At 69.3% G+C, this 18512-nt stretch carries 15 protein-coding genes; 5 read left to right on the top strand and 10 right to left on the bottom strand.

Annotated elements, in window-relative coordinates:
- The first annotated feature begins 180 nt into the window (after positions 1-180).
- Together D5S19_RS08130 and D5S19_RS08125 are read left to right on the top strand one after the other, a co-directional pair.
- Positions 181-1293 carry a sensor histidine kinase gene (locus D5S19_RS08130; RefSeq protein ID WP_120022687.1) on the top strand — a complete coding sequence of 371 codons (1113 nt, stop codon included), beginning with the start codon at positions 181-183 and terminating at the stop codon, positions 1291-1293.
- The gene (locus D5S19_RS08125) at positions 1290-1931 is read left to right on the top strand and encodes a response regulator (protein WP_120022686.1); all 642 of its coding nucleotides are present in this window, start codon (positions 1290-1292) and stop codon (positions 1929-1931) included. The genes D5S19_RS08130 and D5S19_RS08125 overlap by 4 nt, the downstream gene beginning before the upstream one ends.
- On the opposite strand, the gene D5S19_RS08120 is transcribed toward D5S19_RS08125, so the two are convergent.
- The 4 genes from D5S19_RS08120 to D5S19_RS08105 form a co-directional block, all read right to left on the bottom strand.
- A complete protein-coding gene (locus D5S19_RS08120; RefSeq protein WP_120022685.1) occupies positions 1928-3715 on the bottom strand; it encodes a Xaa-Pro dipeptidyl-peptidase in 1788 nt (595 codons plus the stop codon). The genes D5S19_RS08125 and D5S19_RS08120 overlap by 4 nt on opposite strands.
- 197 nt (positions 3716-3912) lie before the next feature.
- Positions 3913-4344: a CBS domain-containing protein gene (locus D5S19_RS08115; RefSeq protein WP_120022684.1), complete on the bottom strand. Its 432-nt coding sequence runs from the start codon at positions 4342-4344 to the stop codon at positions 3913-3915.
- 123 nt (positions 4345-4467) lie between these two features.
- Positions 4468-4914 carry a hypothetical protein gene (locus tag D5S19_RS08110; protein WP_120022683.1) on the bottom strand — a complete coding sequence of 149 codons (447 nt, stop codon included), beginning with the start codon at positions 4912-4914 and terminating at the stop codon, positions 4468-4470.
- 93 nt (positions 4915-5007) lie between these two features.
- Positions 5008-5877, bottom strand: coding sequence for a neutral zinc metallopeptidase (locus D5S19_RS08105; RefSeq protein ID WP_120022682.1), 870 nt, complete (start codon positions 5875-5877; stop codon positions 5008-5010).
- Positions 5878-5986: 109 nt separating this feature from the next.
- Between D5S19_RS08105 and D5S19_RS08100 the strand changes: the two genes are divergently transcribed.
- Complete coding sequence (locus D5S19_RS08100; protein WP_120022681.1) at positions 5987-8002, top strand: prolyl oligopeptidase family serine peptidase; 2016 nt, start codon at positions 5987-5989, stop codon at positions 8000-8002.
- Here the strand turns inward: D5S19_RS08100 and D5S19_RS08095 are convergent.
- The gene (locus tag D5S19_RS08095; protein WP_120022680.1) at positions 7999-8214 is read right to left on the bottom strand and encodes a hypothetical protein; all 216 of its coding nucleotides are present in this window, start codon (positions 8212-8214) and stop codon (positions 7999-8001) included. The two genes, D5S19_RS08100 and D5S19_RS08095, sit on opposite strands and share 4 nt — an antisense overlap.
- Before the next feature lie 72 nt (positions 8215-8286).
- Between D5S19_RS08095 and D5S19_RS08090 the strand changes: the two genes are divergently transcribed.
- Positions 8287-8643 (top strand): hypothetical protein, encoded by a 357-nt coding sequence (locus tag D5S19_RS08090; protein WP_120022679.1) that lies wholly within the window; start codon positions 8287-8289, stop codon positions 8641-8643.
- Here the strand turns inward: D5S19_RS08090 and D5S19_RS08085 are convergent.
- From D5S19_RS08085 to D5S19_RS32920, 3 genes are all read right to left on the bottom strand, one after another.
- Positions 8601-11405, bottom strand: coding sequence for a vitamin B12-dependent ribonucleotide reductase (locus D5S19_RS08085; protein ID WP_120022678.1), 2805 nt, complete (start codon positions 11403-11405; stop codon positions 8601-8603). The genes D5S19_RS08090 and D5S19_RS08085 overlap by 43 nt on opposite strands.
- Positions 11406-11436: 31 nt before the next feature.
- Entirely contained in the window at positions 11437-11928 is a 492-nt protein-coding gene (gene nrdR / locus D5S19_RS08080; protein WP_098510449.1) for a transcriptional regulator NrdR, read from the bottom strand.
- A 1347-nt stretch (positions 11929-13275) separates the two neighbouring features.
- Positions 13276-13644 carry a LysM peptidoglycan-binding domain-containing protein gene (locus tag D5S19_RS32920; RefSeq protein ID WP_233573768.1) on the bottom strand — a complete coding sequence of 123 codons (369 nt, stop codon included), beginning with the start codon at positions 13642-13644 and terminating at the stop codon, positions 13276-13278.
- 896 nt (positions 13645-14540) lie between these two features.
- Here D5S19_RS32920 and lexA point away from each other — a divergent pair.
- Positions 14541-15200 carry a transcriptional repressor LexA gene (gene lexA / locus D5S19_RS08070; RefSeq protein WP_120022737.1) on the top strand — a complete coding sequence of 220 codons (660 nt, stop codon included), beginning with the start codon at positions 14541-14543 and terminating at the stop codon, positions 15198-15200.
- Between the two features lie 760 nt (positions 15201-15960).
- On the opposite strand, the gene D5S19_RS08060 is transcribed toward lexA, so the two are convergent.
- Positions 15961-16968, bottom strand: coding sequence for an esterase-like activity of phytase family protein (locus D5S19_RS08060; protein WP_120022736.1), 1008 nt, complete (start codon positions 16966-16968; stop codon positions 15961-15963).
- A 68-nt stretch (positions 16969-17036) separates the two neighbouring features.
- Entirely contained in the window at positions 17037-18485 is a 1449-nt protein-coding gene (gene hflX / locus D5S19_RS08055; RefSeq protein ID WP_120022676.1) for a GTPase HflX, read from the bottom strand.
- Between the last annotated feature and the right edge of the window lie 27 nt (positions 18486-18512).

Below are 18512 nucleotides of genomic sequence, written 5' to 3'. Positions count from 1 at the left end.
GGCAAGCCGGAAAGCCGACGCCGTTCGCCCCGGAACCGACGTGCTGAAAGGCACCCCGGCAAGCCCCCATCGCCCGGAACCGGCGTGCCAGAAGGTGCCCCGGCCAGACGGAAAGCCGCACCCTGCCCGGCAAGGCCGGAGAGCCAGTACATTTCCCCTACAAGCAGGAAGGTGGAACGGATGAACGCGCTGCGACGGCTCGAAGGCATCGACTGGGTGCGCTGGGGTCTGGTCGCCATGCCTTCGCTGTTCGCCATCCCGACGGCGCCGAAGTGGACGTGGCCGGTGATCGCGGTGGTGGCGGTGCTCTCCCTGCCGGTGCTGTTGTTCGATCAGGTGTCCCGGCCGCCCTGGCTGCTGCCGGCGGCGCTGATCCTGCTGATCGCCGCGACAGGGAGTCTATGGGTACTCCACCCGAACGGGTTCACTTCGGTGTCGATGTTCGCGGCCACGTTCTCCACGTTGCGCTCGTTCGGCCGGATCACCTCCGCGCTGGCGCTGCTCGCCGCGGCGGCCACGATCATGGTGTGGTCGATCAGGGAACAGCTCACGTGGGTGAACGCGGTCGCGCTCCTCAGCGTGCTGATCGTGATGATCCTGCTGGCGGCCAACCGCCGTAGCCGGGTCGAGCGGCTCGAACAGACTCAGCTCGCGCTTGCCCGCGCGCGGACCGCGTCGGAGGAGCACGCCCGCGCCGCGGCGCTGGCCGAACGCGCGCGCATCGCCCGCGAGCTGCACGACGTGCTGGCGCATTCGCTCGCCGGGCTCGCGCTGAACCTGCAGGGCGCACGCCTCATGCTGGTCCGGGACGGGGCGAGCGGCGAAGCGCTCGCGCAGATCGAGCGAGCGCAGAAGCTCGCGTCGGACGGTCTCTCCGAAGCTCGAACGGCGGTCGCGGCGCTTCGGGAGGATGTTGTTCCCCTGGAACGCACGCTGTCCGATTTGCTCGCCGCGTATCGGCTCGACAGTGGCGCGCGGGCCGACTTGGTCATCGAGGGTGAGCAACGCGAGCTGGACGCCTCTGTGGTGACAATGGTGGTACGCGCGGTTCAGGAAGCGCTCTCCAACACGCGTAAGCACGCCGCGGGTGCGGCTGTGGACGTGAAACTGCTCTTCGGCGCCGAAGAGATCACGGTGACCATCGCCGACCGGCAAGGCAGGCGTCCGCCGAAAGCACCGGCAGAAGGATACGGTTTGCGCGGCATGGGCGAGCGAGTCGCGCTGCTGGACGGGACGCTCGAAAGCGGGCCAGGGGAGGACGGATGGCTGATTCACCTGACGGTGCCGGCGTGACACTGCGCGTGGTGCTGGCCGACGATCAGGCCGTGGTGCGGGAAGGGCTGGTCACTCTGCTCGGGCTGTTGCCCGAGGTGGAGGTCGTCGGCGCGGCGGCCGACGGGGTCCAGGCGCTGAAACTGGTGGCCGTGCACCGGCCGGACGTGCTGCTGGTCGACCTGCGGATGCCCAACCGGGACGGCGTGGAGACCACCGAACTGGTCCGCGCGCAGTACCCGGACACCGAGGTCGTCGTGCTCACGACCTACACCGACGACGAGTCGTTGCTCGGCGCACTCAAGGCGGGCGCGCGCGGGTTTCTCACGAAGGACGCCGACGCCGAAGCGATCGCTCGCGCGCTTCGCTCGGCCGCTGCCGGACAGTCGACTGTGGACAGCCAGCTGCAGGCACGGCTGGTGGCCGCTGCGACAAGCCGCGCACCCGTACGCAAGCAGGAACTCGAAGGGCTGACTGCGCGCGAGGTGGAGGTGCTGCGGTTGATCGCGGCCGGGCTGTCGAACACGGAGATCGCGCGCACTCTGGTGGTCAGCGAAGCAACGGTGAAGACCCACGTGAACCACCTGTTCGCGAAGGCCGGGCTACGCGACCGTGCGCAGGCTGTCGCATTCGCGTATCGGGCTGGGATCGCCGACTAGAAGGCCTCCCCCAGCGCCGTCTTTCCGCCTACCACGGGCAGCGTCACGCTGGCCCCGGTGAGGTCGAGCGACAACCCGGCGCCCGGACGTGGGCGAAGCGTGTAGTCATGGTCGCTGGAAGCCAGCACGAACTCCAGCCGGTGCCCGGTAGCCAGTACGTAGTCCTTCGGCATCAGGTCGACCCGGATGGGATACCGCCGGCCCGGAGTGATCGGTGTGGTGACCGCGGCGCTTTCGCGGTTCTGCGGGTCGGTCCAGCCGCGGCTGATGACGCGCGGCTTACCGTCGGGAGCACGGTCCAGCAGGACTGCGGTGACGTTCGCGGCCGGGCGATCGAAAGAGAGCCGAAGGTCGCTACGCGCGGTTCCGGACAGCCGCAGCGGACGCTTCGCCGCAGGCGAGGCGTAGCGCAAACGGTTGCCGGAGGACGGGGCGTCGGCGAGCTGTTCGATCGTCTTGCTCGCGTCGTCCGCGAGTGACTCGACAGCCGGCCTGCCCGGGACTGGTTGTCCGGTGAGAGTGCCAACCGCGCGACCGCCGGGCCAAGGATGCAGCGAAACGTCCGCAGCTGTCGGAGCGGGCCAGTCCGCCTCGTCGGTCCACGACTTGTCTTCGCGCTGGATCGTCGCCTTCGGCTCACGTTCGATGCTGTTGTCCACGCCGTACAGGTAATGCGACATCCACTTGTTCAGCGTTGCGAGCCACACGTCGCGGCGGACCATGATCGGGTCGGTGTGTCCCCCCTGATGCAGCCAGATCTTGTGCTCGACGCCGTGCGCCTTCAGCGTTTCATACCATTTCGCGACCTGGTCGCTCTTCACGTTCCAGTCGTTGAGCCCGTGCACTGCGAGCACCGAAGCGTGCACATTGCCGACGTCGTTGCGATAGTTCCGTACGTCCCAGAATCGGCTGTAGTCACCGGTCACGCGATCCTGCGCAGCTGTCAGCTGGTCGATCACCGGACGGCAGATGTTCCGATCTGCGCGCGTGTACACGTACTTCGCGAGCACGTCGGCGTCTTCGCCTTGGTAACCGCCGGCAGCGACTACCGCGCCGGCGTTGCGGTAGTACTCGTACCAGCTGGAGATGGCACCGATAGGCACAATCGTTTCGAGGCCTTCGACACCAGTGCTGGCGACAGCGTTCGGCAGCGTGCCGTTGTAGGACACGCCCATCATTCCGGTCTTTCCGGTGCTCCAGCCGGCAGTGACGGGCGCTCCCGCCGCGTCGCGCGCGGAGGCGCGGCCGTTCAGCCAGTCGACTACGGAGCGGGCGCCGATCGTCTCGTTCACGTCGCCCGTCGTCGGGCAGCCCGTGGACTGCCCGGTGCCGAGAGATTCGCCGTACACCATCGCGAACCCGCGCGCGATGAAGTAGCTCTCGTAGCCCGACTTGATCGGCCGCGCGGCATGCGGCCCGGGTACATAGAGCTCTTTGTCGACGTCGTGGTTCGCGGTGTCGTTGCCTCCGGCGAAGTACGGACTCGCCTCGTACACGACCGGAACCTTCATGCCCTGCTGAGTCGCCTTCGGCCGCACTACTTGGGCGTGTACGACATCAGGGCGGCCGTCGTGGTCACTGTCTACCGGTGCAGTCACCCACACGTCTTCGCGCACTACGTCGGCAGGGTTGAACACTGGTTGCGCCTGTCCGTCTTTGAAGACCGCCGAAGGTGGCGAAGCCGCTTCCGCGACGGTGGACGCGGCGAGCGCGACAACAGCGGTGAGAACGACAGCAACGCGAGCAGTGACCCTCACAGGACTCCCAAGCCGGACGACGCACATTAGGACCTGTTCGAGACTTCCGACAACGACGTACACCGTCAACCGACGAACGTCGGGTCAGCAGATCCGTACGGGGACCGATCGGCTCAAGCCTCCGCGGACTTCACCCGCGGCCGGAAGCCACAGTGGACAGTCTGGAAAGGACAGACATCCACTGCGGAGACCGAACCCGCGCGCGAGCTGATCGCAGCGCGCGATCAGCCGTGCGCGATGTAGGCCTCAAGCTGCTCCTGGCTGCGTTCGAGCTGCTCCATCCGGGTCTTCACCACGTCCCCGATGCTCACGATGCCGGCCAGCCTGCCCTCGGCCAGTACCGGCACGTGCCGGATCCGCCGCTCGGTCATCAGCACGCTGAGCCGGTCGATCGGGTCGTCCGGCGTACAGGTGGCGACGAGCTTGGTCATGATGTCGGCGACCGGGCCGTCGAGGACCGCCGGGCCGTGATCGTGCAGCCGGCGGACGACGTCGCGTTCGGAGACGATCCCGGCGAGACCGCCGTCCGGCGCGACCACCACCATCGCGCCGATGTTGTGCCGGGCCAGCCCGGCCAGCAGCTCGGTCACCGTGGTCCCGGGAGAGACGGTGGCGACGGTCGTGCCCTTGTGCTTGAGCAGCTCCGCGATTCGCATGGCGAATCCCTCTCCTCGGTGAGTTGGGTCACCTCACATTAGGGCGCGGAAGCCGCCGGCGAAAGTCCGGCAAACCGGACCGGCTCGTGCTATAGCGCCAGTTCAGCCACTCAGCCCAACCAGTCAGCCCAGCCGCTCGGCCAGCCCGTCGAGCGCGAGCCGGATACCTTCGGCGTAGTCGTCCTCGCCCAGCGCGTCCAGTTTCTCCCTGGCGGCGGCGAGATGGCGCCGAGCCGCCTCGAAATCACCCAGTTTGCGGTAGTCCTCACCGAGGTTCAGATGCAACGACGGGTAGAACCCGCGGACCGCGAGAGTCGCATGATGTTCCTGTACGCGGGCGTCGGTGAGGCTGTCCGCCGCAGACAGCGCCCGCAGGTCCCACTCCAGTTCTTCGGCCGGCTCGTCACAGACGTCCGCGAGATGGTGGGCGAGCGCGCACCGGTGCAGCGGATCGCCGTCCTCCCCGATACGCGCCCACAGCCCGAGGAGATCGGTCTTCGCCCCGGCTCGGTCCCCGGCGAGGTGCTTGCGGAGCCCCGCGTCGATCGCCACCATCACGTCGTCGGTCATCGATCTCCTTCGCCGAACAGCCGACCGTAGTGTCCCACCGTAGCCGGACCGGCCACACGTCCGTCCACTTCGGACGGAGTGCGCCGATGGGCGTCAGCTGACCTCGTCCACCGGCGCTGACCAGGTGTTGCACGCGGCTGGGCCGCTACCCGCGTAGCCCGCCTTCGCCCAGGCGATCTGATGTTCGCGGGTGCCGTGGTCACCGCTGTCGTCGGCTCGCCCGTAGTCCGCCACCGCGGCGTTCGCCGTCGCCCGGCTGATCGAACCGCGACCCGCGGCGGCCGCGAGGAACAGCGCGCCGAAGCAATTGGCCTGCAGCTCGATCCGACGGACCACGGCCTTGTCCGCCGGCGACTTCGGATGGTCCGCACTCATCTTTTCGCCGGCCGCGTCCAGGATGCCGCTCTCGCGCTGTACGTGGTGGCCATACTCGTGCGCGATGGTCGCCAGATGCCGCGCGCGATTCACCCCCGCGTCCGACAGCATCCACTCGGTGGGCGCGTAGATCGTCGTGTCGCCGCCGCAGTAGTACGCGACCGCTTCCTCCCGGGACGGCGCCGAGCCACACGCGCTCACCTTCGGCAGCGCGACCGAGACCCGGACCTCCCCCAATGGCTCGTCCACGCGCTCCAGCGCCGGCCGCCACGCTTGCGCCAGGCAGCCGGACAACGCGCGGTAATACTCCGACAGCCGCGGACCGGTGCGGCCAAGCTCCGGCAGATCGCACGAAACCGGGCTGAGCGCGACGTCTCCGGCGAGCAGCGGGTTGGTGTCCAGCTCACGAACCGGGCGCCGGGCGTCCTCCCGTGCGCGCGCCACCGGAGCACCGGACGCCGCCACCGGCTGACCGCGTACCTCGTGCGGAACGACGGCGACCAACCCGGCCGTCACCAGCACGACCACCAGCGCCAGCAGCACCCCGAGCACGCGCCGACGACGGCGTGGTGGCGGCGAAACGATCATGGATCCCCCTCGCCGTTCAGCATACGGAGAAGGTCCCGCCAGCCGAATCACGAAACGAAAACGCCGACCCACTTGGCCGGACGGCGCGCGGACGGCAAGACTGGGCAGCATGACTGTCGAAGATCCGTACCTGTGGCTGGAGGACGTGACCGGCGAAGCGGCACTCGAGTGGGTCCGCGCCCGGAACGCGGAAACACTGGACGTACTGACGGCGGGCGAGCGGTTCGGGCAGCTGCGGGACTCGATTCGCGAAGTGCTCGACGCGGGCGGCCGGATCCCGTACGTGGTGCGTCGGGGGCCGCACCTCTACAACTTCTGGCAGGACGCCGAGCACCCGCGCGGGTTGTGGCGGCGCACCACCCTGGAGCAGTACCGCACTGCCGAACCCGACTGGGAGCTGCTGCTCGACGTCGACGCGCTCGCCGAGGCCGAAGGCGAGAACTGGGTGTGGAAGGGCGCCGCGGTGCTTCGCCCCGGCCATCGGCTCGCGCTGGTACAGCTGTCGCGCGGCGGGGCGGACGCGACCGTAATCCGGGAGTTCGACGTCGACGCGCATGAGTTCGTCGAAGGCGGTTTCACGCTGTCCGAAGCAAAGAATCGGGTCGGCTGGATCGACGCCGACCGGCTGTACCTCGGCACCGACTTCGGTCCCGGCACACTGACCAGTTCGGGATACCCACGGCTGGTGAAGGAGTGGCGGCGCGGTACGCCGATCGAAGAAGCGATCCCGGTGTTCGAGGGCAAGCCGGACGACGTCGCGGTCGGCGCCTACCACGACCCGACCGAGGGCTTCGAGCGTGATTTCGTCTACCGCTCGCTGGACTTCTTCCGCACCGAGGTGTTCGAGCGGACCGCCTCCGGGCTCGTGAAGCTGGACCTGCCCGACGACGTCGACGTGTCCACGCACCGTGAATGGCTGCTCGTCCAGCCACGCACCCCATGGACCGTCGGCGGCGTCGACCATCCCGCCGGCGCGCTGCTCGCCATCCGGTACGACGCGTTCGTCGACGGCGATCGGGACTTCACCGCCCTGTTCACCCCGGACGCGCACACGTCGCTGGACTACCACGCCTGGACACGTCACCATCTGCTGCTCGGGACGCTACGCGACGTGAAGACCGAGCTGCGGGTGCTCACCCCGGGTGAGGACGGCTGGACCGAAGCGGCGCTGGCAGGCGCCCCGGAGTTCGGCAGCGCGCAGATCGTGGACACCGAGCCCGACCTCGACGACGAATACCTGGTCGACTCCTCCAGCTACCTCCAGCCCGCCACGCTCGCCCGTGGCGTCGTCGGCGGCGACGTCGAGGTGCTCAAGCAGGCGCCGTCGTTCTTCGACCCGGACGGGATCGAGGTGAACCAGTACTTCGCGACTTCGGAAGACGGCACGAAGATCCCGTACTTTGTCGTACGCCCCGAAGATGCCGGAGACGGGCCGACGCTGCTTTACGGGTACGGCGGCTTCGAGGTCTCGCTCACGCCGTCCTACAGCGGTTCGATCAGCCGGTCCTGGGTGAAGCGTGGGGGCACGTACGTCGTCGCGAACATCCGCGGTGGCGGCGAGTACGGCCCGGAGTGGCACGCGCAGGCTGTGAAAGCCAACCGGCACAAGGTCTACGAGGACTTCGCCGCCGTAGCGAGGGACCTGGTCGCGCGCGGCATCACCACCTCGGAACGGCTCGGCATCCAGGGCGGCAGCAACGGCGGGCTGCTGATGGGCGTCATGCTCACGAAGTACCCGGAGCTGTTCGGCGCGATCGTCTGTCAGGTCCCGCTGCTGGACATGAAGCGTTACCACCTGTTGCTGGCCGGTGCTTCGTGGATGGCCGAATGGGGTGACCCGGACGTGCCCTCGGATTGGGAGCACATCGCACAGTACTCGCCGTATCAGAACGTACGGGCGGACCGGGAGTACCCACCGATCCTGTTCGTCACCTCCACCCGTGACGACCGCGTACACCCGGGCCACGCGCGGAAGATGGCCGCCCGCATGCGCGAGCAGGGCCATCCCCGCGTCGAGTACTACGAGAACATCGAAGGCGGCCACGGCGCGGCGGCGGACAACGAACAGCTGGCCTTCCGCACGGCGCTGGCCTACGAGTTCCTCTGGTCGAAGCTGGCGCGCTAGGCCGGTCCCCGGGGCCGTGCCCGCAACCGCGGCCCCGGGACCGGCCGCAGGTCCTCCAGCACCTGCTCGAACAGTGCCCAGATCTGTGCGGTGAACGCGATCCGCGGCACGCCCAGCGCCCGCAACGCCCTGCCGTGTCCGAAAAGGACGATCGCGAGCGCACCGGTCGCACGACCCGGCGAATCCCCGGATTTCACGCCGGAGCAGTACACGACGGATTTCCTTGCGCTGCTTCAGGAAGTCTCCATCATTCGGCTCCGCCGCCGGGGTTCCTCGACGGCGCCGTGGCGCTGGACTTCCACAACATACCGGCGAAGGACGGGTCCTGGAACTACACCGAAACCGGCGCACTGGTCCGGCGGGCAAAGGACTACCAGCCCGCCGCGGACGCCGCTGGGTTGCAGCTGATCGAGAAGCTCGAGATGGCTGGCCTCGCGCACGCAGCCCGTCAAGCCGGTGCTCCGAACCGTGCTCGGCATCGCCGCGACGCATACGTTCACCTGGACCACCGCGGCGGACCGCAGCCATGCCAAGCGAAACTGGAGCGGTCGCCGCGGGCCACCCCGGGTAGCACCGGGGTGGCCCGCGGACGAGCCGATCAGCTGCAGCCGGACGTGGCGCCGCAGCCTTCGCAGGCGTAGCAGGAGCCGGCCGGGCGCATCTTCGTGCCGCAGGTCATGCACAGCGGTGCGTCGGCGGCCTTGCCGAGGTGCAGCTCCATCAGCTCGGCCGTGCTGTGGACCGAACCCGGCTCCGGGCGGGCTTCGCCGGGGGCCACGGACGGGGTGGAGTCGACGCTGGTGCGCAGCGCCTCCAGGTCCATGCTCCCGCCGTAGTTCTGCTCGACCTCGGCCGACCGCTCGTCGGCGGTGAAGATGCCCAGCTGCACCCGCTTCTCGTAGGGCAGGTAATCCAGCGCGAGACGGCGGAACAGGTAGTCCATCACGCTGGTGGCGATCCTGATGTCCGGATCGTCGGTCATTCCGGCCGGTTCGAAGCGCAGGTTGGAGAACTTCGAGACGTAGAACTCCAGCGGGATACCGTGCTGCAGGCCGACCGAGATGGACATCGAGAACGCGTCCATCACCCCGGCCAGCGTGGAGCCCTGCTTGCCGAGCTTGACGAAGATCTCGCCGAGACCGTCGTCCGGGTACGAGCCGGCGTGCAGGTAGCCCTCGGCGCCGCCGACGGTGAACGACACCGTCTGGCTCGGGCGTTTCTTCGGCAGGCGACGGCGCACCGGGCGGTATTCGACGACCTTCTCCGGCTCGGCCTCGGTGGTCTTCGCGGTGGACAGCGGCTGGCCGACCTTGCAGTTGTCGCGGTAGATCGCGAGGGCCTTGAGGCCGAGTTTCCAGCCTTGGAAGTAGATCACCTCGACGTCCTCGACGGTGGCCGCCTCCGGCATGTTCACCGTCTTGGAGATCGCGCCGGAAAGGAACGGCTGCACCGCGGCCATCATCCGCACGTGCCCCATCGGCGCGATGGACCGCTCGCCGACCGCGCAGTCGAACACCTCGTAGTGCTCGGGCCGCAGCCCCGGCGCGCCGACCACGTGACCGTGCTGCGCGACGTACTCGACGATCGCCTCGACCTGCTCGTCCTGGTAGCCGAGCGCCCGCAGCGCCCGCGGCACGGTCTGGTTCACGATCTGCATGGACCCGCCGCCGACCAGTTTCTTGAACTTCACCAGCGAGAAGTCCGGCTCGATGCCGGTGGTGTCGCAGTCCATCATGAAGCCGATGGTGCCGGTGGGCGCGAGCACCGAGGCCTGCGCGTTGCGCCAGCCGTGCCGGCCACCCAGCTCGATCCCGCGCTGCCACTCTTGCGAAGCGAGCGCGCGGACTGCCTTGTCGTTCTCGTGGTAGGTGCGGATCAGTTCGCTGGCCGCGGCGTGCTTGCGCATTACGCGCTGGTGCGCCTCGGCGTTGCGGGCGTAACCCTCGTAGGGACCGACCACCTCGGCCAGCTCGGCAGAACGGCGGTAGGAGACCCCGGTCATCAACGAGGTGATCGCCCCCGCGAGCGCCCGGCCACCTTCGGAGTCGTAGGCGTGGCCCAGCGCCATCAGCAGCGCACCCAGGTTGGCGTAGCCGATGCCCAGCTGACGGAACTTGCGGGTGGTCTCGGCGATCGGCTCGGTCGGGAAGTCCGCGAAGCAGATCGAGATGTCCATCGCGGTGATCACGAACTCGACCGCCTTCGCGAACAACGGGGCGTCGAAGGTGCCGTCCGCGGACACGAACTTCAGCAGGTTCAGCGAGGCCAGGTTGCAGCTGGAGTTGTCCAGGTGCATGTACTCGCTGCACGGGTTGGACGCGGTGATCCGGCCGGATTCCGGGCAGGTGTGCCAATCGTTGATCGTGCCGTCGTACTGCAGGCCGGGGTCGGCGCACTCCCAGGCCGCACGCGCCATGCTGCGGAACAGCTTCTTCGCGTCGGTGCGCTCGATGACCTCGCCGGTGAGCCGGGCGCGCAGGCCGAAGTCGGTGCCGTTCTCCACCGCCTGCATGAACTCGTCGGAGACGCGGACCGAGTTGTTCGCGTTCTGGTACTGCACCGAGGAGATGTCCGCGCCGGAGAGGTCCATGTCGAACCCGGCGTCGCGCAGGACCTTGATCTTCTCCTCCTCGCGCGCCTTGGTCGCGATGAACTCCTCGATGTCCGGGTGGTCCACGTCGAGCACGACCATCTTCGCCGCCCGCCGGGTGGCGCCGCCGGATTTGATGGTGCCCGCGGAGGCGTCCGCGCCGCGCATGAAGGAGACCGGGCCGGACGCGGTGCCACCGGAGGTCAGCAGCTCCTTGGCGGACCGGATGCGGGAGAGGTTGAGGCCTGCCCCGGAGCCGCCCTTGAAGATCAGCCCCTCCTCGCGGTACCAGTTCAGGATCGACTCCATGGTGTCGTCGACCGCGAGGATGAAGCAGGCGGAGACCTGTTGCTTCGACGGTGTGCCGACGTTGAACCAGACCGGCGAGTTGAAGCTGAAGACCTGGTGCAGCAGCATCCAGGTCAGTTCGTGCTCGAAGACCTCCAGGTCGGCCGGGCCGGCGAAGTAGTCGAACTCGGCGGCGGCCTTGACGTAGGTCCGCACCACGCGGTCAATGAGCTGCTTGAGGCTGCTCTCGCGCTCGGCGCTGCCTACCGCGCCGCGGAAGTACTTGCTGGTGACGATGTTCGTCGCGTTGACCGACCAGGACTCGGGGAACTCGACCCCGCGCTGCTCGAAGTTGACGCTGCCGTCGCGCCAGTTGGTCATCACGACGTCGCGCTTCTCCCAGGCGACCTCGTCGTACGGGTGCACACCCGCGGTCGTGAAGACGCGCTGCACCCGCAGCCCGCCCGCGGCCTTCTTCGCACTGCTCCGCCCGGCATCGGCGCCGGCTCCCACGGTTTCGGTCATGCGGTCCTGTCCCTTTGCTCCCCACGTACGGCTAATCGTCGGCCGTGCGCTCGCTTTCGCTGTCCTCCACGCTGTCCGCTATGGCCTTCCGCAGGTCGGCGATCTCCTTCTCGAAGTCCTCGACCGAGGAGAAGGAGCGGTAGACACTGGCGAACCGGAGGTAGGCGACCCCGTCCAGCTCCCGGAGCGGGCCGAGAATGGCGAGGCCGACCTCGTGGCTCGGGATCTCCGCCAGCCCGGCGGACCGGATCGACTCCTCCACCCGCTGCGCGAGCTTCTGCAGCGCGTCGTCGTCGACCGGCCGGCCCTGACACGCCCGGCGCACCCCGGTGACCACCTTGTCCCGGCTGAACTGCTCGGTGACCCCGGACCGCTTCACCACGGCCAGCACCATCGTCTCCGACGTGGTGAACCGCCGGCCGCACTGCGCGCACGACCGGCGCCGCCGGATCGCCTGACCCTCGTCCACCTCTCGGGAGTCGACCACCCGAGAGTCCGCATGCCGGCAGAACGGGCACCTCATCCGCCAGTCACCTTCCCTCCACAACGGCCGAATCCTGTTCCCCGGCCCGGTGCCGCCACGCTACGGCCCGGACCTCGATCCCTCCGCGCGACCCCGCGCCTGGTGATCGACATGTGGACAGCCGGTGGACGAACACTCGTCGACTGTGGACAACTGGGTTCAGTCTACCCCTACCTATGGACCACTCACGGCGGTGTAACTACTAGATATAGGGGTAGACCCTAGATCGGCACTCGAATGGACGCAAGCAGCACGAGTGGGTGAAAGCTGGGTCGGGGTCGGGGTCGGGGTCGGGGTCGGGGTCGGGGGTCGGGTGGCTGGGTCGGCGGCGGTGGCGGCGCGCCGTAGCGGTCACAGTGCTGCAGCGGTGAAGTTAGCGCCGCGGTGGCGGCGAGGCTGGCTGATCGCGGGTGCTGCAGAGGTCGGTGGCAGCGCGGCGGTAGCAGCGCGATCGTTGGCGGCGAGGCGCGGCGGTGACGGCGCGATGATTAGTGGCGGCGCGGCCGTCGTTGGCGGCGGCGCGGCGACGGCTGGTGTGCGCGTTGACGGCTGGCAGGTTTACGGCGCTGCCGTCGGAAAGACCTTCCGCTAAGCGGGTCCGCCGGCCGCGCGACCGTTGACAGGCTCGGTATTCCCGCGACACGATCATTTGCGGCGCAACCATTCTCGCTACACGTAGCGAAGTTCGGCCTGCTCAAAGCCGTGCGTCAGCGGCCGTGAGCATCAATGACCTTGCGCCGCCCGCGGTCTTGCACACGGCAGCCTTGCGCGGCGGGTCTTGCGCAGCAGCAGTCTTCGCGCTCCGGCGGCCTTGCGCCGCAGCGGCCTTGCGCAGCAGCGCCATGGTCCGCGACCACACTGACCGCGGCAGGTCACCGACCGGTCGGCCGGCCGCGCCGACACCCGGCTGCGGGCGGGTCGCCGGTCATGCACCCGACTGCGGCGAGACTGTCCGGCTCAGCGCCTCTCCCGGCGGATCCGTGCACGCCAACACCTCACAGGCAAGATCGCCCACCCGACGTCCATAGCCCGCAGTACCAGCCGCCTGCACGATCAACCAGAACCAACCATCACGGGCTGACCTATCGCCGAGCTGCCTCTCGGCGCAAAGTCCGCCTCAGCGCAGTTCTCGACATGCCTCGGTTGCGGCCTGCTCGTCCCGCACTGGATCGTCCCCGCACCGGACCTTCAGACCGTGAGTTGCCCTGATCTGCCTCCGGCCACGCAGTACTTGCGGCACCCAGGTCACATGGATTCCTCCTCTCCTCCTGGCTTCGCCCTTCGCCAGCCACACCTTGTGCAGCGTGCGGACACCCCGCTCACCGAAACATGCTGGGCTCCCTTCGGTCATAGGCCTCCGGCGTCTCCGGCAATCGGGACGGTGAGCGGGAATCCGGGTGTCAGGGCAGCGTCGTCCAGGTCGTTGAGCTGTTTGATGCGGGTGACCATGGCCGACTGGTCGGCGTGGGGGGCATAGCGGGCCGCCAGGGCACTGAGCGTGTCACCCGCGCGGACCGAGACGGAGGCGGTGCGTTCAGGCACCGGCCCACCGGTGACTCCGGCGCCAAAGATCCCCAGTGCGCTGACGAAGAGGCAGGCCGCGGCGGCGATCGCGATCAGCCATGGCCAGCGGACCGGCGCGTGCCGGGGCTGCGGGCACCCGGCCGGGCCACTACGGCGTCCGGCGACGACCCTCTCCCGGGTGGGCGGGCGCAACGGCTCGCCTCGCCGTTCCCGCGCGGTTCGCCCCGGAGCGGGCGAGGCCACCGCGGGGACGTGCCGGACACCGGTGCGGCGAACGGGAATCTCGGGGACGGCCGGGGCGTCGGATCGGATGGCACCGGGGACGCTGCCCCCTCGGGACACAGCCCCGCGGGTCGAAACCGTGCGGGCGGCGGTTTCGGCCCCTTCCCGTTCCACCCCGGGTGCGCCGGACGGGACCAGCCGCAGGGCAGGGCGTGGAACCCCGCCTCGACGGGCTGCGGGGGCACGCCGGGCGGGCGAACCGACCGGTTTCCACTCGAAAGATTCACTCTTTCGGGTGGCATTCGCGCCGGGCGAGGAGGCGTCGTGATCCTCGGATTCCGCAGCCGCCGACGCGGAGCCGGAGAGGATCCGCCACGAGCCGGAACCAGGGCATGACTGAGCATCGGGGTCGCTGACCTGCCCGGCAGGGGCGGGCCGGAGCGGGCGGACGAACCCACGATCGGCCAGGATCGACATGGCGGAACCTCCTCGTGACCTGCTGATCTGCTCGCCCCGGGGACTCGCTGCGACGAGTCCGCCCGGGTCGAACAGGCGTTCCATCGAACGTCCGTGCGAAGGTCTACCACCTCGCGCCGACAAAATCGAGAGGACACGGCGTGTCGATCGAACAGATGTTTGAAATCGTCGCTCGGAGTGACTAACGTCGACGATCAGGAGATCTGCCCGAGCAGATCACGCCGGCTCGCGGAGCGGGGCCGGCGCGTGCGGGAAAGCGCGGAACGCCTGCCGGCGGCCGCGGAGGAGCTGGAGGCGACGCAGCGTTGGAGAAGGACACGGTGAAGAACACCGCGGCGAAAGGGGCCGGCGGCGGTCCCGGCCGGAGCAGCAGGGGCAAGGCCGGCGCCCTGCCGGAGGTGTACGACGTGGACGAGACGCTGACCGTCCGCCAGCAGCAGGTGCTGGACGTGATCCGCACTTGGGTGAGCCGGTTCGGGTACCCGCCGAGCGTCCGCGAGATCGGTGAGGCGGTGGGGCTCACGTCCACCTCCTCGGTGTCGCACCAGCTGCGGGCCTTGCAGCGCAAGGGATACCTCCGCCGGGATGCGAATCGGCCACGGGCGGTCGGGGTGCTCGCGTCCACCGACGACAACCCGATGGGCATCGACATCGACCAGCAGCCGTCCGTGCCGAAGGCGGCGTACGTACCGCTGGTCGGCCGGATCGCGGCCGGCGGGCCGGTGCTCGCGGAGCAGTCCATTGAGGACGTCTTCCCGCTGCCCCGGGAGATCGTCGGCGAGGGCGAACTGTTCCTGCTGAGCGTCACCGGTGATTCGATGGTGGACGCCGCCATCACCGACGGCGACTGGGTCGTGGTCCGGCAACAGCCCGCGGCGGAAAACGGCGACATCGTGGCTGCCATGATCGAGGGCGAGGCCACGGTGAAGACCTTCAAGCGCAAGGACGATCACGTCTGGCTGATGCCGCACAACGAGGCCTACGAACCGATCCCGGGCGACGACGCGACGATCCTGGGCAAGGTCGTGGCCGTGCTGCGCAGGCTCTGACCCACGGCGGGGGGCGGCGAGCCGACAGACTCGGCGCCCTCGCGTCCGGCCAGGGTCGGCGTGCGCGGGGAATGCCGGGGTACCAAGCTCATCCGTTTTCGGCGTCCGGGTTCGGCAGGCGGACCGGGGTCGCGTCGGGCGCCGCATTTGTCGGAGGTCGCTTCGGATGTCCGGAAGCCTCGGTGTGGCGGCGAGGACTGCGCGGGGTCGATGATCGGTGCCGGGTGCGGCCTGCCGTGGATCCGGTTCGGTGCGGGAACAGGACCGCCCTGGAGGGGGTCGCCTGGGCGTGAGTGCCGCGGGGCGTTGGCCGACTGCCGGGGTGGCAAGGGCCATACCTGGGCGGTCGGAGCGGCGGGTATCGCCGGGCGGACGGCGGGTGGAGCCGGAGGGCCGTTGACGGAGGCTGCAGGCGCGAAGCCGGATGACCGTTGCCGGAAATTGGACGCCGTCGCGCGAGGCCTGAAATGCCTCCCGGCAACGGCGCCCCGGGGCGAAAGACCGGTGGAAGAGACCTCGGCAGTGAAGGCCGGTGCCGCCCGAACCGGCAGGGCACGCAGGGCGGAGCCTGCCACCGGCCAGCCACAAGGACCACAAGACCCGCCCACAAATCCAGGCCATGAATCCAGGCCAAGAACCCAGGTCGGCAGCCGCGTTCCCCAAGATCACGGCGAGAGGAACCGAAAGCCACAAAACCCAAGTCGCAGAAGCAAAACCGCGGCCCGAAGCCGCGAACCCGCCGTGCCGGCAGGCGAAGCGGTCAGCGGCGGCGGAGCCGGCTCAGGAGGAACCACCCCGCCAGGACCACCGCCACGGCGATCCCTGCGGCGGGCAGGATCGGGACACCGCCGTCGTCTTGGGCAGCGCCGGATTCGGCAGCACCGGATTCAGCACCAGCCGGAGCAGCAGCTGACGGCGAGCCGGACGGCTGCGGAGACACCAGCGCGGCGGCGTTACGGAGTGCGCGAACCGGTTGCCCGGTTCCCTCGCTGGCCGACAGCAGCGTGCCATCGGGGTCGAAAGCGATTGCCTCGCCTTGTTTCTCGTCCGGCAGGGGGATGCGCACGGGGTCGCGGCGCAGGGCGGCGGCCACATCGCCGTCGGGGGCCGGGTAGAGGTAGGCGTCGGTATAGGTGCGCAGGGCAACGACGGTGCCGTCCGCGCTGGTCGCGCCGCCGGTCACGAGGACTGAGCCGAACGCGCCGATCGGGCCGCCGGGAGTATCCGTGCTGTGCACCCGGAGCGTGCCGACCTGTTCCAGGGCAGTCGGGCCGGGAGTAGTCAGGGGGCCGGCCGGGCGGTAGACCTTCGCATCGCCCAGGACGTCCTTCGTCACCAAGTACGGGACGCCGGAACGGTCGAGCAGCAGCGCCTCGCCGTCGTGGGCGCCGTCGGGATACGTCAGGCGATGCAGGACTACCGGGCCACCGGACGGCTTCAGTTCCAGCAGTGCGACCGTGCTGCGTTGATGACGGTTGTCGCCGGTGTCGGAGAGCCAGAGTGTCCCGTCCGCGGCGCGAGCGAGGTCCTCGACGTCGAATGGGTCGGCCGGGTCCGTCCGCACCTGTCGCACCCGGCAGCTCCGGTCGAGGACGAAGACCTGCACCTGCGTACCGCCGTCGTTGATCGCGTACCAGTGCTCGCCGTCGGAGACCAGGCCGGACAGCTCGTCCAGGCGCGGATCGGTGACCCGGCAGACGGTCTCCGGCGCGGGCACCTGGGCCGCCGAAGCGGGCAACGCCCCGAACACCAGCAAGGCGAGCACCATCGGCAGCACGCGCACCCAGTCACCTCCGTAGTGCGCGGGCCGAGATGCCCGCGCACTACGGAAGACGTTCAGAGCGCCGAGGAGTTGGTCTCGAACTGACGCAGAGCCGCGGCCAGATCCGGGCGGACCCGCACCAGCAGCCGCGTGCCGTCGGCGACGTGCTCCTCCTCCAGCACCTCACCTTCCGCGTGCGCACGGGCGACGAGCTCGCCGCGCGCGTAGGGCACCAGCACGTCCACCTGCCGGTCCGGCCGGGGCAACCGCTCCGCGAGTACCTCGGCCAGCTCGGTCATCCCGGCACCGGTGCGGGCGGAGACCTGCACCGAGCCGGGCAGCGCGTGCCGCAGCCGGGCCAGGGTGACCTCGTCCGCGGAGTCCGCCTTGTTGATCACCAGCAGCTCCGGCGGCAGCGGTTCCTTACGGCTGCGGGTGATCTCGCCGAGCACCTCGCGCACCGCGTTGACCTGGTCCTCCGGCACCGGATCGGCGCCGTCGACCACGTGCAGCAGGAGGTCGGCGTCGGCAGCCTCCTCCAGCGTGGACCGGAACGCGTCCACCAGCTGATGCGGCAGGTGCCGCACGAACCCGACGGTGTCGGTGAGGGTGAACGCGCGCCCGTCCGCCGTGCGCGAACGCCGGGTGGTCGGGTCGAGGGTGGCGAACAGCGCGTCCTCCACCAGCACCCCGGCCCCGGTCAACGCGTTGAGCAGGCTCGACTTGCCGGCGTTGGTGTAGCCGACGATGGCCACGCTCGGCACCTCGTTGGCCAGCCGGCGGCCGCGCTTGGTCTCGCGGATGGTGTCCATCGCGGCGATCTCGCGGCGCAGCTTGGCCACGCGCTTGCCGATCCGCCGCCGGTCGGTCTCCAGCTTCGTCTCACCGGGACCGCGCAGGCCCACGCCGCCGTTCGCGCCGCCGGCGCGGCCACCGGCCTGCCTGGACAGCGCCGAACCCCAGCCCCGCAGCCGCGGGACCAGATACTGCAGCTGGGCCAGCTCGACCTGGGCCTTGCCCTCCCGGGAACGAGCGTGCTGGGCGAAGATGTCCAGGATCAGCGCGGTCCGGTCGATCACCTTGACCTTGACCTTGTCCTCCAGCTGACGCAGCTGGCCGGGTGAGAGCTCCCCGTCGCAGACCACCGTGTCGGCGCCGGTGGCCACCACCACCTCGCGCAGCTCCCGCACCTTGCCGGAGCCGATGTAGGTCGCCGGGTCCGGCTTGGTGCGCCGCTGGACGAGCCCTTCGAGCACCTCGGAACCGGCCGTCTCGGCCAGCCTGGCCAGCTCGGCCAGCGAGGCCTCGGACTGCGCCGCGGTGCCCTCGGTCCACACCCCGACGAGCACGACGCGCTCCAGCCTCAGCTGCCGGTACTCGACCTCGGTGACGTCTTCGAGTTCGGTGGACAGGCCCGCGATCCGGCGCAGGGAAGCGCGGTCTTCGAGCTCCATCTCGCCGACGGAGGGATCGTTGCCGGTGAAGTCGGTTTCGTTCGGATCGTTGTGGGTGAGTTCTGTCATCGTGCCTCCATGCTCCCACGATTCGGC

It is taken from the genome of Amycolatopsis panacis, from assembly GCF_003600245.1.
GTDB classification, from domain to species: Bacteria; Actinomycetota; Actinomycetes; order Mycobacteriales; family Pseudonocardiaceae; genus Amycolatopsis; species Amycolatopsis sulphurea.
Note: the sequence above shows the minus strand (reverse complement) of the source record. Positions and strands in the feature narration are given on the sequence as shown.